Source organism: Imperialibacter sp. (assembly GCF_048007035.1).
Taxonomy (GTDB): domain Bacteria; phylum Bacteroidota; class Bacteroidia; order Cytophagales; family Cyclobacteriaceae; genus Imperialibacter.
Genome location: NZ_CP180355.1, coordinates 2,315,739 through 2,328,912, shown reverse-complemented (window position 1 = coordinate 2,328,912; position 13,174 = coordinate 2,315,739). Strand labels below are relative to the sequence as shown.

Annotated in this window: 12 protein-coding genes; 4 read left to right on the top strand and 8 right to left on the bottom strand. The window is 46.2% G+C overall.

The window, feature by feature from the left end:
- Position 1: 1 nt before the first annotated feature.
- From lptB to ACMVP2_RS10170, 5 genes are all read right to left on the bottom strand, one after another.
- Positions 2-733 (bottom strand): LPS export ABC transporter ATP-binding protein, encoded by a 732-nt coding sequence (gene lptB, locus ACMVP2_RS10190; RefSeq protein WP_416867621.1) that lies wholly within the window; start codon positions 731-733, stop codon positions 2-4.
- A gap of 15 nt (positions 734-748) precedes the next feature.
- The gene (gene recJ, locus ACMVP2_RS10185; protein ID WP_416867620.1) at positions 749-2,449 is read right to left on the bottom strand and encodes a single-stranded-DNA-specific exonuclease RecJ; all 1,701 of its coding nucleotides are present in this window, start codon (positions 2,447-2,449) and stop codon (positions 749-751) included.
- Between the two features lie 161 nt (positions 2,450-2,610).
- Complete coding sequence (locus ACMVP2_RS10180; protein ID WP_152001549.1) at positions 2,611-2,832, bottom strand: hypothetical protein; 222 nt, start codon at positions 2,830-2,832, stop codon at positions 2,611-2,613.
- Positions 2,833-2,974: 142 nt separating this feature from the next.
- On the bottom strand, positions 2,975-4,090 hold the full coding sequence (locus ACMVP2_RS10175) for an SO2930 family diheme c-type cytochrome (protein WP_416867619.1): 1,116 nt from the start codon (positions 4,088-4,090) through the stop codon (positions 2,975-2,977).
- A complete protein-coding gene (locus ACMVP2_RS10170) occupies positions 4,087-5,370 on the bottom strand; it encodes a parallel beta-helix domain-containing protein (RefSeq protein WP_416867618.1) in 1,284 nt (427 codons plus the stop codon). Before ACMVP2_RS10170 ends, ACMVP2_RS10175 begins: the two co-directional genes overlap by 4 nt.
- 132 nt (positions 5,371-5,502) lie before the next feature.
- Between ACMVP2_RS10170 and ACMVP2_RS10165 the strand changes: the two genes are divergently transcribed.
- Positions 5,503-6,183 (top strand): hypothetical protein, encoded by a 681-nt coding sequence (locus ACMVP2_RS10165; protein WP_416867617.1) that lies wholly within the window; start codon positions 5,503-5,505, stop codon positions 6,181-6,183.
- Here ACMVP2_RS10165 and ACMVP2_RS10160 read toward each other — a convergent pair.
- On the bottom strand, positions 6,135-6,623 hold the full coding sequence (locus tag ACMVP2_RS10160) for an MOSC domain-containing protein (RefSeq protein ID WP_416867616.1): 489 nt from the start codon (positions 6,621-6,623) through the stop codon (positions 6,135-6,137). The two genes, ACMVP2_RS10165 and ACMVP2_RS10160, sit on opposite strands and share 49 nt — an antisense overlap.
- A gap of 185 nt (positions 6,624-6,808) precedes the next feature.
- Here ACMVP2_RS10160 and ACMVP2_RS10155 point away from each other — a divergent pair, with 185 nt between their 5' ends.
- Entirely contained in the window at positions 6,809-7,282 is a 474-nt protein-coding gene (locus ACMVP2_RS10155) for a hypothetical protein (RefSeq protein ID WP_339785651.1), read from the top strand.
- A complete protein-coding gene (locus ACMVP2_RS10150; protein WP_416867615.1) occupies positions 7,282-8,061 on the top strand; it encodes an alpha/beta fold hydrolase in 780 nt (259 codons plus the stop codon). The genes ACMVP2_RS10155 and ACMVP2_RS10150 overlap by 1 nt, the downstream gene beginning before the upstream one ends.
- On the opposite strand, the gene ACMVP2_RS10145 is transcribed toward ACMVP2_RS10150, so the two are convergent.
- Both ACMVP2_RS10145 and ACMVP2_RS10140 read right to left on the bottom strand, forming a co-directional pair.
- Positions 8,045-11,167: an ATP-binding protein gene (locus ACMVP2_RS10145; RefSeq protein WP_416867614.1), complete on the bottom strand. Its 3,123-nt coding sequence runs from the start codon at positions 11,165-11,167 to the stop codon at positions 8,045-8,047. The genes ACMVP2_RS10150 and ACMVP2_RS10145 overlap by 17 nt on opposite strands.
- The gene (locus ACMVP2_RS10140) at positions 11,160-12,368 is read right to left on the bottom strand and encodes a hybrid sensor histidine kinase/response regulator (protein WP_339785644.1); all 1,209 of its coding nucleotides are present in this window, start codon (positions 12,366-12,368) and stop codon (positions 11,160-11,162) included. Before ACMVP2_RS10140 ends, ACMVP2_RS10145 begins: the two co-directional genes overlap by 8 nt.
- Before the next feature lie 210 nt (positions 12,369-12,578).
- On the opposite strand from ACMVP2_RS10140, the gene ACMVP2_RS10135 reads away from it, so the two are divergent.
- Positions 12,579-13,142 (top strand): YqaA family protein, encoded by a 564-nt coding sequence (locus ACMVP2_RS10135; protein ID WP_339785641.1) that lies wholly within the window; start codon positions 12,579-12,581, stop codon positions 13,140-13,142.
- Positions 13,143-13,174 lie beyond the last annotated feature (32 nt).

The window sequence follows — 13,174 nt, the reverse complement described above, 5'->3', positions numbered from 1 at the left end:
ACTAAACTTTTCTTTTTAACTCGAAGTGCTTGCCCAGGTACACCCTTCTTACCTGTTCGTCAGCAGCCAGCTCTTCAGCAGTCCCTGATTTTAGCAGTTTTCCTTCAAACATCAAATAGGCTCTGTCAGTTATCGACAGTGTTTCATTTACATTGTGGTCCGTGATAAGGATTCCAATATCCTTTTTCTTGAGCTGGGCCACAATAGTTTGGATCTCTTCGACAGCGATTGGGTCTACCCCTGCAAAAGGCTCATCTAATAATACAAAATTGGGATCAACTGCCAAAGCCCTGGCAATCTCCGTCCTTCTTCTCTCTCCTCCGGAAAGCACCATGCCGAGGTTTTTGCGAACATGCCCGAGGCTAAATTCCTCCAGCAGGCTCTCAAGCTTATCCTTTTGCTCAGCCTTCGGAATATTTCTCATTTCGAGAACAGCCATGATATTTTCTTCCACACTTAATTTTCTGAATACGGAGGCCTCTTGTGCCAAATAACCAATGCCAAGCTTGGCCCTCCGGTACATCGGCAGGTCGGTAATGTTCTGGTCATCCAGAAAAATTTCCCCGTCGTTGGGCTTTATCAGGCCTACTATCATGTAAAAGGAAGTCGTTTTTCCGGCACCATTGGGACCAAGCAAGCCGACAATTTCTCCTTGCGAAACCTCAACCGACACATTGTTGACAACGCTTCTTCCTTTATACTTTTTTATCAGGTTGTGTGCACTTAGTTTCATTGATCCTTCCAGGTATTAATCAAGCTTCAAATCTTTGATGTGTAATTGCATGGTTTTGTTTCCCATAAAGTCATTCTCTTCGATGGTATACGCCACATTGAAAGGTGCGCCATCAGCAATAGCATCGTAGTACTCGCCAAATCCAAAAGCAATCGCTTCAAGCGAAGCCTTGGAGCCTTCCTGGCTCAAAAACATTTTCAGGTGTATGTCTTTCAGCTGCTTTACCGATTTGGCAACTACGTTGGTGGACACGAACACCGGTTGCATGTTGCCTGGCCCAAAAGGAGCCATTTGCCTTAATATATTGAAAAACTTGTGGTTGATACCCTCAATTGGAATCGCCAGGTCGATGTCAATGATTGGCTCCAGCATTTCTGGCGTAATTCTTCTGGCCACCACCTCTTCAAACCGTTCCTTAAAGGCCTCAACCTTGTCCAAATTCATTGTTAGCCCGGCGGCGTACTTATGACCACCGTACTGATCGAGTAAGTCAGCACACTCTGCTATGGCTTCGTACACATCGAAGCCCACCACTGACCGGGCGCTACCCGTTGCTTTGCTATTTGATTCAGTCAGGATAATGGTTGGCCTGTAAAACTTTTCTATGCAACGGGACGCTACAATCCCTATAACGCCCTTGTGCCAGTTTTCTCTATAAAGCACAGTCGAAAAAGATTTTTTGAGCTGATCTTCTTCTTCAATTATTGCAAGTGCCTCTTTTGTAATGTTTTCGTCAAAGCCCTTTCTAAGGTCATTTTTGATGTCAAGCTGAGCTGCCAACTCTTCAGCTTCTTCTTCCGTTCTGGCGAGCAATAGTTCCACTGCCGCACCGGCATGATCGATTCGACCGGCGGCGTTGATGCGAGGCCCAATGCCAAAGACTACCCGGGTCACTGTAACATCTCCCCGGATACCCGAAAGGTTTTTCAAAGCTTTCAGGCCAGGCAAAGGCGATTTATTGAGCTTCTGCAAGCCAAAGTAGGCCAGCACCCTGTTTTCGCCTACAACAGGTACAATGTCGGAAGCAATGCTGACAGCCACCAGGTCGAGGTAGAGATAAAGCTCCTGGATGTCGACAGTGTTCTGAATGGCAAAGGCCTGCATGAGCTTGAAACCCACTCCACAGCCGCTGAGCCCATCAAACGGGTAATCGCAATCGAGGCGTTTTGGGTCAAGGACGGCAAATGCCTTGGGCAGCTCAGGACCCGGAAGGTGATGGTCGCAAATGATGAAATCGACCCCCAGGGAGTTGGCCAGCTCTACTTTCGAAACTGCTTTTATGCCACAGTCCAGCGCAATGACAAGCGTAAAACCCTGCTCGGCCGCCCAGCGGACACCAGTTTCTGAGATGCCATAGCCCTCATCGTAACGGTCGGGGATGTAGTAGTCAATATTGGAATGATACTTACGGAGAAAGCCATAAGCCAGTGCCACAGAAGTGGTGCCATCCACATCATAGTCGCCATAGATAAGGATTTTTTCTTTTTTGAAAATCGCCTCGCTCAACCTGTTCACGGCCTTTTCCATGTCCTTCATCAGAAATGGATCATGCAGCTGGCCGAGGTGTGGCCTGAAAAAGGCACGGGTCTCTTCGAATGTGGAATAGCCTCTTTGCACCAGCAATGCTGCCAGGGTATCGCTCACCTTAATGCCAGAAGCCAGCGAATGCACTGTTTCGGGATCAGGTAGGTCTCTGTATACCCATCTTTTGCTCATTTATTGCGGCGATTGAAGTACTTGGGAAATATGAAAAACAGGTTATTTCCAAAAATACAAATTCAATCGATTGATGAGCGATAGTCTGTAAAGAAATGAGGAGAATAAGGTCACATGCCCGACGGACGTGTCGGGAGGGAGTATCTTAATTCGAAAAAATATCAAAAGTCCAGTTCGAACTCTCTTTTCTTGAAGTAAGTATCGAACCAGTATTCATAGTTGGAATAGTCGATACAGTCTTCAAGCTCAACGCCGTCGTTGATCAGGCGCATGATACTTTTACCCGGCAGCCACGACAACAAAGCGTTGGCCTGGCGCATTGGCAACTGAGAAAGTTGAATGAACTTTTTACCGTTAAGATAGATGGGTTTTAACTTAAACATGACCCTTTGAATTTATTATGCAAGCATACTATTTTATTTTTCCTAGGACGTTAAAATCATGTTAAAGGTTCGTTAATTTTAACGTGTACTCTCCTGAAAGACAAGAAATTATTGGTAAGCCCCTAAGGCCTGCAAAAACAAACTATTGTGAGGGAGCGTTTGCCTCCAATTCGGCTATCCACTGACGGATAAGCGCCACCCCTTCTTTATGAGGCAAAGACCTGCCAAGTTCTGGCATCATTATACCAGGATTAGTAGACTCCATTCTGAAAACCAGGATGGACTCTTCTGGTTTGCCTGGTACTATACCGAAAAGCCGCCCGCCTGATCCCTTGCCTGCTGCAACGGGTTTTTTCATAATGCCATACTTGCTTCTGTCGTTGACGTCAAAGGTGAGGAATAGCCCCGACGTGTTGGCTGAACCTTCCGGGTGATGGCAGGAACCACAGTTGGCATCGAGATAGGCCCTGGCGGCCAAACCGACATTGGTGTGTGCGGAACTCCATTCAGGAAATTTTCCGATTGTGGAAGGCTCTTCGTTGAGGTCAAGGATGCCCTTGCTTTTCCAGTAGCGCAATTGATTTTGCGTTCCACCTTCCGAGTAGGTGTAGTCTCTGTTCAGCTGTGAGAGTTTTGGTCCCAGGGGAATCACAGCGTTGGATCTGCCGTGGCAAGTTTTGCACTGATTAATATCTGGCACAGAGTAGCTTACCTTTTGCAGCACGCCATCTTGCTCTAGTTCAACATCGATATTACCGCCAGCTACTTCAAGAAACGCCTCCGTTTGCTCATCGTTCCAAATATAGGTCAGAGCCTTCCACTCTTTATTGGTCTTTTCTATCACCCTTGTCTCCATCAGCTTTTTGTCTGCCTCGTTTTTGGCAGGGTAGTGGAAGGTTTTAATGAGCCTTGTGCCGACAGGGAAATCAAGAGAGCCATCTTCCGACACGGTGATCACTTTCTCAGGAGGCACGGCCACAAACCTGCTTTTGTCGGCATAGTCGGAGAACAATGGCATGTTCAGATCGTAGGGGATAATACCTTTGCCAGGCATTAAGTCCGATAGTTTTCCTTCGAAGAACCCGAACTCCGACAGCTTGTCGGGGCCAAGTGAAAGAGGTTGCCTGTTTTGCCGGATATTGTCGTTGTTGGTTCTTAACGTAACAGGAGCTGCTTTTTGGCTGGCTTCTTTTTTCTGACCTGAGTCACAGGCCGTAAAAAAAGCTAACAGGAAAAGGACGGGAACAAAAAACCTCATAGCGACGCAACTGCTTTTTCTAAAACGACCGGGGGAAGCACATTTCCTGAACATGTGTGTGCATCAATATCCCGGTTGCTGTCTTCAAAATCGTTGGCAGCGTCCATATTGGCAAACGATGCGTCACCATTGCCTTGCACACATATTACCTTGTCACCCGGATTAGCCGTGATGCCGTCCCACATAATGTCAGGAATGGAGAGCCCGAATTGCCATACAAGCAGATAGCCAATATCACTTTCGAGAGAGGGTAGTGCAAAGCTGTTGCTAATAGTGTTGTCGTGGATAAAGATGTTGGAGGGGATAGATTTGTATTTTTTGTCTGCTTTATAGGCGACTTCATTCTGCGATGTTTGGGCATCGCCATCATTCGAATCGTCCATGGCTGCTGCCGCCATCACAAAGTCATAGCTGATGACAGACACTCCTGCCGTTCGGTTTTCAGATACCTTGTTGTTAAAAATTTCTACTGATGTCATCGCCAGCACCATCACGCCTGTGCCTGGTGGCACCGAGGCCACTATGTTTCCTTTAGGAGCGAAGTTTCGGAAATTATTGCTACTTACCTTGTTGTCAAACACCCTGACGCTTCCACCTAATTGGGAAAGACCCGGCAGGTCGAAAACAAGGATGCCTCCGGTATTGTCATAAGCTTCATTATTGAAAACATCTGCACTTGTGGTATTTTCTATTTCGATGCCTGCCACATTATTGTAGGCCGTAGAGTTGCTCACGATGACGTTGTGCGACTGGCCCACATAAATGCCAGCATCTGAGGCGCCAATAGCGACACACCGGTCGATCAAAACATTTTTGCACATCACAGGGTAGATCGCATAGGCGCCGTTGGTTTCTTCAGGCTCACCTGTCCATTCCGATTTCACGTTGATCAGCTCCAGCCCGTTGATGTCTTGTATCTTGATATTGTCGCCAACTGCATCTCTGATCGTCAAATCTTTGAGCACTATCTGGTTTCCGTTTTGGATCCTCAGTCCCTCAGCTCCCTCTGTTTGTTCGTGAAAGGAGAGAATGGTTTTGTCCATTCCGGCACCCATAATGGTGATGCTGTCTTTTCCTTCCAGCGTAAGGCTTCTTTTAAACACATAGTGGCCGGGTGCGATAACAATGGTATCCCCAGCTTCGGCCATAATGAGCCGGGTTTGCAGGTCCTGAGAAATATCTTTGTAGTCGGTATCTTCAAAGGGAATAGTCCTGGTAACAGGTTCGCCGCAGGAGGCTACCACCAAAGCAAGTATGGCCAAAGGGAGAAAGTGCTTCATGAGTCAGAGTTGTTCAAAATGTTTGTGTCACAAAGTAAAAATAAAAAACATCAGGACAATTGGCAGGGCTGTAGTCATGAACGAAACTCAACTTTTTTCTTTTTGCTTACCTTCCTATCTTTCCAAATGCCTATGAAACTTGATTTCGGTGAGATATGGCCTTTTCTGAAAATAATTGGGGAGGAGGCTTCAGAATGGTCTTTCAATCTGGTAGCGGGAAATTTTGTGAGTGAAAAGGTTTCTCTAGCGCTCATTCACCAGCTTGAGAGTGACCCTTATTATGATGCAGAGATGCTCCCGAATTTATTTACGTTCAGAGAAATATTTTGGCAGCCCAATGTGTACCCGACCTTGAATGCCTGCCTGACTGGACTAAAACTGGTGGCTAATTACAGCAATGAGCTGACCGAAGAGTACGCAAACTCCACTCAGGAAACGCAGCAATTGTATGTTCATTTGGTGAAACACATCGGCGAACTCGCCCGGCAGGCGAATGAGCAACTGGCGGGCAGCGAGCAGGCGAATGACCAGATTCCTTCGGTTTTGGGAGAGTTTAGAAAGCAGTCTTTTCCGGTTATCATGCTGTTTATTCACCATCCGATGAATAGGGTCGACTACAAGGAAGACGCCTTAAGAAGGATCAATTTTATGGTGAAAACGCTGATAGAGCAATATCAGCTCAGGTTCAACGACTTGCTGCTGCCTCATTGGGAACTGGATAGGCTTTCTGGCTCGAAAAAGACAGACAGCAAACAGACTGGCGATCAGTCAACCGAACCTTCTTCTGAAACAAGCACCGAATCGCCCACCTGAATCACCCCTTCCTGTATTACTTTTGCTGTGATGCCGCCATGGCCCCTCATGGCGTTGTAGCCACCAAAGCCCAATGCCTTCTCCATTTTTGAGCATGGTTGGCACAAGCCGGTCATCTCCAGAACAGCGGTGCCGATGGCAAAGGTTTTGTCCTTTAGCGCCAGCAGATTGATGCCCTGCACCACAATATTTCTCCTTAACAACCCCGGGTCAACATTTTCTTTGCTCATCATCGAAGCCACAGTTGCCAGATGCTCAGCCTGAATAAGCGTTACCTGCCTGGGGCTGTTGGCCGATCCTTTGAACCGATCACCCTCCAGCCCCTTTCCGGGTGTTGCTTTCACATTTTTGACCGATAAAACGGCTTCATTCCTTGCCGGACGAACACCAATCCATGCGACAGTGCCTTTTTGGTTAAAGTGCCTCATAAGCTCTGCCATTGGTGTATTTTGATTTAGCTCTTTCACGGGCGATGGGTAAGGTGAACCGAAGTGCTTCAAACTATTCCAGCTAAATTCAATGAAAGACTTTGAATGATAGTGGAATACGGCTTCTGATAGGTAAATTTATGCAATAGAGTTCTATTTTTGTAGTGAGGAAAACATTGAAAAACTTGTTGAATAAGATGAAGAGAGTGATTCTGGTTGTAGTTCTATCAATGGCGTTATCCTGTTTTACCAACGCACAAACGGCCCCGCCCATCCCCCCATTCCAGCATGTGAGTGTCGAAACAATTGATTACTCGGGCATCAAGGATATGTTTCAGGTGAGTTTGTACGCCAGAAGATGGCTTACCATAGAGCAGTTTCACCTGATTGGAGACACCCGGGAGAATTGGGATGCCGAGATCAGGCAGGACTCCTGCAGTGTAATGACATTCAAACTTGAGACACACGAACGGATAAGTGGAAAATACCATACGTCGCTGTACCTGGTAGACTGCAAAAGTGACACTGTTTATCAGAGCGATGGCAAGGCGATGGGTTCCTCACCGGCACAAGGCTTCCAGTATGCGGCGGAAGCTGCTCTGAAAGACTTTAAGAAGGATTGGGAAAAAGGTCAGGAGCCGGCAAAAAAGTCGAAGAAAAGGAAGAATTAATGCCCGTTATTCATTTTGCTCATTCCAATGGGTTTACAGCGCTCACTTACCGCTATTTCCTTGAGCAACTAGCGCCGCACGATGTGCAATATTTGGAAAAGTTCGGGCACGACAAGAGGTTCGAACCCAGGTTTTCCTGGGTGCCACTAACCAATCAGCTCATTGAATCAATTGAAAAGCAACGGAAGCCAGTCATTGGCCTTGGTCACTCTCTTGGGGCTGTGGTTACACTGAACGCCTACTATAAGCGACCAGACTTGTTCAAAGGGTTAATCATGATGGATCCACCATTTTTTGGTCAAAAAATGCGCCTCCTGTTATTAGGTGCAAGGATAGTTGGCGTTTCAGGCAAACTTGTGCCACCCGCTGTAAAAGCAAAAAAGAGAAAGTGGGAATGGGAGAGTAAGGCGGTGGTAGCCGAAAGCTTCAGAAATAAGCCACTGTTCAAAGATTTTCACCCGGAGGCTTTTAAAGACTATATTGAGCACGGTCTTGTAGAGACGGAGGAGGGCAGGGCGAAACTAGATTTTTCAACGAAGGAAGAGTACAGGATTTTTAAGCACACACCATTTTCATTGGGAAGCGGGAAGATTGATGTACCAAGTTTTTATCTCTACTCCAACCGCTTTGAGATCGGATCTGCAGCTTCCATTGAGGAACACAAAAGGAGGTTTAAACAAACTGAGTTCATCGCTGTGGATGCTGGTCATATGTTTCCCATGGAGCAGCCAGAAAAAACGGCGCAGCTGGTAAAAGACCTTATCAAACGGGCAATGTAATCGTGAACCGACTGCCGCTGCCAGGTGTGCTCACCACTTCGATGCTTCCACCATGCCGCTCAATAATGCCGAAGGTGATGGACAAGCCCAGCCCTGTGCCTTTTCCATAGCCTTTGGTGGTGAAGAAGGGTTCAAATATCTTGTTCTGAATGTCGTCCGACATCCCGCAGCCGTCGTCTTCCACATAAATCTTTACCTTATCGGCAAAACCCTCAGTTCTGATGGTTACGACGCCTTTTTCCGCCACTGCGTCCAGTGCATTTGAAATAAGGTTCATAAACACCTGATTGATTTGGCCTGGAAAGCACTCAACTGGCCTCATCGAATCTCCGTATTCCTTCTTTATCCGAACCCTCTTTTCTTTGATCTTTGGCGAAAGTAGAACCAATGAATTGTCGATGCCTATTTGAAGGTTAGTCAGCTGCTTATCGCCCTTATCGTTCATGGAGAAGGTTCGCAGCCCATGGACAATCTGAGACGTTCTAACAGCCCCCTCACGAATAGCCTCCACCACCTGGAACATGCCCTCTTTGGTTTCATTGAAATACAGCTGCTCTTTAAGGGCGGTTATTTCCTGCAAAAAGGCAGGCGAAATATTTGACTCGTCTGACTCCTCCAGCTCGGCGTATTTGTTTAGCACCGTAATAAGATCTTGCAGGGAATTCTTGAGCCCGTCCACACCTGCATAAACAAAGTTGACGGGGTTGTTGATCTCGTGCGCAATGCCGGCAGTAAGCTCACCCAGAGAAGCCATTTTTTCAGCTTGAATAAGCTTCGCCTGCGCAGCCTTCAACTCCATCAGGGCTTTTTCAAGGTTGTGGGTCTTTTCAGCAATTTGTTGGTAAGCAGAAGCATTCTCAAGAGCAATGGCTACATGCAACGCCAGGCTTCTCAGTATATTGACCTGATAGGTTTGGTATTGCTCGGCTTCCAGGTGCTGCACTGTTAACACACCTATGCGCTTATTCTTCACCACAAGCGGGAGATAAATCACCGATCTGTAAACCGAATGATTGGTAGAAAATCCTACAAAATCTGGCTGCAAGGTCGTATCAAAGAAAATTTCTTCTCTTGAATTTTCAAGACAGGCAATGGCTGGATGATCAGCCTTTTTATGCGATACATTTATCTTTTCTATTGAGGCAGAGCCTTTGCTTATAACCTGAAACTTTAGCTTGTGGCTGTCTTCTTCAAAGAGACCCACGCCGACAATTGAGTAGTCCATCAGGCCATGTATATACCTGAACACAATTTGGACGATATCGCTTACCGAAAGGTGAGAGTTGATTTCTTTAGCCACCTCACTTAGGCGCTTAATGTCGTTGTAAGATTCTTCCAGCTTGTCCTTCTGGTTTTCAATTTCCTCCTTTTGGTAGTTGATCTCTTCGTTCTGGCCTTGCAGCAGTTTTTTGGCTCGTGCATTGATGCGGTAGCTCCTCAGAATAAGGAATAAAATGACCAGTACAAGGGAAGTGACGCCGATGAAGAAGTTTCTCAAGCTTTTAATTTTGGTCAGCTCAAGATCCTGAATGGCCTGCTCTTGGAGGAGGATTTCGATCTCTTTCTGGTTCTCTTTTTCTTCCAGCTCCTTTTTCTTGAGGGCAAGGTCCTGGATAAACTTGTTTTTTTGCAGCAACTCTATGTCGTTGTCTTTGTTTTGTGCCTCTAGCCTTGCCTGCTCCAGCTTAAGTTTCTGTTCTTCCTGGATTTTCTCCGCCAACTGTTTTCCCAGAATAATCCGCTGGATTTCATTGTCACGTTGCAGCAGCTCAATGTCCCTTTGCTTTTCCTGAGATTCGAGCTGAAGCTCTTTCAACGCCAGGTCTTTGATTTCCTTTTCTACCATCAGCAGCCTGATCTCATTCTCTTTTTTGTCCAGTGTAAGCAGCTGATTGAGCTGAGACTTGGCATGCAGTTGTCGGTCAGTGGAAATTGAGTCGGACAACCAGGCAAATTTTTTGAAGTAGCTCAGAGACTGTTTGTAATCGCCAAGATGTTCATGAATGTCGGAAAGGCGCTTATAGGTGACAATAAGGTCTTCGGACTTTTGCGGGAGCTTCTCCCCAATTTGAATGGCAGTTTCGGCAAATGTTCTCGCTTTTTCCCACTGATCCATTTTCATATAGGTGGCCACTACCTCGTTGTATAGCGGAAGTGTCTTTGAAGGAGTCTTTCGTGCTTCGTTCGATTTGATGGCTTCGAAGAAGTAGTTCAGCGCCCTGGAATTGTCGCCCATATCGTGGTAAATGCTTCCGATATTTGCGAGTAGCACCATGTCTCCCACATAGAAAGGATCATTGTTATGATGCTTTAGGTCAAGTTCGAGCGACTCCTTGAAGTATTCCAGCGCCAGCATTTTTTCATCGAGGTACTGATAGAGGTAACCGATATTGTTGAGAGAGGCGATGATGCCGGGAGTATCTTTTAAAGCCTGGTAAATCGACAATACCTGCAGGTCGTAAGCCAGGGCGAGTGTGTGTTTCTTTTCGTCAATATGCAGAAGGGCAAGCCTTCGCAGTAGGGTCAGCTCAGCTTGTTTGTCGTCGTCTTTAATGAGTTGAAGCATGAGCTGATAATTCTCAATGGCTTTCTGATTGTTTCCGGCCAGCTCAAACGCCGTGGCGGCCTTTCCCAGGCTGTATTTCATCCCCAGCGTGTCGCTGATCCCTTTTTTCTCTTCGTAGGCCTTCATGAAATACACCCAGGCTTTCTGTGGCACTTTCCATTCGTCGTATAGCTCACCGATAAGGTCATTGCTTTGCGATGCTTCCATTTGTTTACCCAGGAGTTCAAACTCACGCAGGGCAACGAGATAGTGATTAAGTGAGGAAGCGAATTGCTCTTTCTGCTTGTAGCTGTCGCCGATCACTATATTGCTTCTGGCAATGAGGCATCGGATGGCCCTCGATTCCGCCATGGCGAGTGCATTGTTGCCATAAAAAATCGCTGAGTCCAGTCTCTTTTCCGAAAGGGCTATTTCCGCTTTTAGCAAGAAAGAAGTAGCCTTCAGGCTATCTTCTGTGTAGGGGTAGGGGGTTTCCTGAGAGAAAGCCGTTCCCCACACTAATGGCGCTAACAAGAGCAGTATGTAGGCTTTTCTAAGCAATTTCCTTTTGGGTTACAACCTCATAGAGAGGAAGGTATACTTTTACTTTAGTCCCCTTGTTCACGCTGCTGTCGATAATAAGCTGCCCGTGCATTTTTTCTATGAACTCCTTGCCCAGCCTGAGTCCCAGGCCAGCCCCTTTTTCATTCATCGTGCCCCTTCTTGGCTCACTCCAGGTATTTCCCTGCAGCTTTTCGATCAGCTCCTGCGGGATTCCCACGCCAGCATCGACAATCGAAATGACAACGGTGTCTTTCTCCCTCTTGAATGACAGATGAATTTCTCCTTTTTCGTGGGAGTATTTGATAGCGTTGCTGATCAGGTTTCGCAGCACCAGGCTTACCATATTTTCGTCCACCATTGACCACAACGGACTTCCGTCAGTTTCCATGATGATACGGATGTCTTTCTGCGAGGCCAGAAAATCGAATAAGTCCACCTGACCTTTGGCCACCTTCACGAGGTCCGTCTTTTTATTACTGATTTTGATATCGCCAGTTTGCGACAATGACCAGTGAAGCAGATTGTCGAGCAGTTGAGTAACGTGTTGGAGGTACTCCTTTGCTTTTTCACCCAGGTCATGCACTTTTTGCTCATCAAGTTGGTGCTTAAAGCTGAGCATAATTTCAAGCAGGATGTTGAGTGAAGCGATGGGCAGCTTCAGGTCATGGGAAATGATCGAGAAGAATTTGTCCTTGACTTCATTGAGGGTGGAAAGCTCTTTGTTTTTTGTAGCCAGCTCCTGGGTGCGCTCAATCACTTTTTGTTCCAGATTGGCCTTGGCCTTGCCCAGGTCGTCAATCAGGGCTTTGTTTTGAGTGCTGAGTTCGTATTTCTGTATGGCGTTATTCAGGGTGAGCAGCAAGTGATTGGAATCCCACGGCTTGAGAATGAACTGGTAAATACCGACCTCATTGACAGCTTTGAGTATCACATCAATATCGCTGTAGGCTGTGAGTATCATCTTGATGGAATCGGGCGATATCTGGTTCGCTTTCGACAGAAAATCGATGCCAGTCATGCCAGGCATTCTTTGGTCAGAAATGATCACCTGAACCACCTCAGTCTTCAAAATATCAAGGGCTTCCTCTGCTGAATTGGACGTGATTACCTTGAAATTCCTGAAAAAGGCATTGCGAAATACGATGAGGTTGTTCGACTCATCGTCTACATATAAAATAGAATACTTTTTTTCTTGCAAGGTGGTTTGATTAGGTAGTTGCTAAGTCTTAAACATTCAGACGGAAAACAACCCCCATATTGTTACAAAACTTTAGCTTCACTACCTTCTTTTTAGCAATTAGTTACCCTGTGCAGCGACATTTTTCATTCTATACATACTTTTTTTGGGCAATGGTGATAATAATGGGCAAACTAACTTTTATGTTTGCCCGGGAAGAATTGACCAGGTATGAACAGACAAGGTTTTCTGCTGCAGAATCTTTTAAAGGGCTTGGCTTGGTTTGCCATTTTGGTAGTCGTTTACCTCGTGGCGAAGAGATATGTGGATGTTGACTACCTGAATTGGCTGTCTCCCATATACGAAAAACCCCTTTACGTATTTTCTATTTTCACAGTCTCCGAGGTTGTAGTGGGCATCATTCCTCCTGAGGTATTTATGATCTGGTCGCTCAGAGAGGGAGTGGCAGCCATTTACATCTCCAACGTTTTGATTTTGGCGACGTTGTCCTACGCAGCGGGGGTGATTGGATACTTTATTGGCTCGTATCTCAATCAGACCCAGTTCTACAAAACCCTCGAGAAAAACTTTTTTGGTAAGTACACCACCTACCTGGACGAATATGGCGGTTTTTTGATCATTGTCGCTGCGCTCACGCCACTCCCTTTTTCAGGGATTTGTATGTTGGTGGGAGCAGTAAAATATTCTTTCAAAAAGATGCTGCTGTTTTCGCTCACCCGATTTATACGCTTTAGCGTGTATGCCTATATTATATGGGCCGCCCACTACTTTTAATGGATCAATCTGTATTTCTGGGGATTGAATGT

Excerpts from the sequence above, each read along its gene's own strand:
- ACMVP2_RS10150 (WP_416867615.1), top strand. The coding sequence starts at position 7,282 with ATGCCCGTTATTCATTTTGCTCATTCCAATGGGTTTACAGCGCTCACT.
- ACMVP2_RS10180 (WP_152001549.1), bottom strand. The coding sequence starts at position 2,832 with ATGTTTAAGTTAAAACCCATCTATCTTAACGGTAAAAAGTTCATTCAA.
- ACMVP2_RS10175 (WP_416867619.1), bottom strand. The coding sequence starts at position 4,090 with ATGAGGTTTTTTGTTCCCGTCCTTTTCCTGTTAGCTTTTTTTACGGCC.
- ACMVP2_RS10160 (WP_416867616.1), bottom strand. The coding sequence starts at position 6,623 with ATGGCAGAGCTTATGAGGCACTTTAACCAAAAAGGCACTGTCGCATGG.
- lptB (WP_416867621.1), bottom strand. The coding sequence starts at position 733 with ATGAAACTAAGTGCACACAACCTGATAAAAAAGTATAAAGGAAGAAGC.
- ACMVP2_RS10155 (WP_339785651.1), top strand. The coding sequence starts at position 6,809 with ATGAAGAGAGTGATTCTGGTTGTAGTTCTATCAATGGCGTTATCCTGT.
- ACMVP2_RS10135 (WP_339785641.1), top strand. The coding sequence starts at position 12,579 with ATGAACAGACAAGGTTTTCTGCTGCAGAATCTTTTAAAGGGCTTGGCT.
- recJ (WP_416867620.1), bottom strand. The coding sequence starts at position 2,449 with ATGAGCAAAAGATGGGTATACAGAGACCTACCTGATCCCGAAACAGTG.
- ACMVP2_RS10170 (WP_416867618.1), bottom strand. The coding sequence starts at position 5,370 with ATGAAGCACTTTCTCCCTTTGGCCATACTTGCTTTGGTGGTAGCCTCC.
- ACMVP2_RS10165 (WP_416867617.1), top strand. The coding sequence starts at position 5,503 with ATGAAACTTGATTTCGGTGAGATATGGCCTTTTCTGAAAATAATTGGG.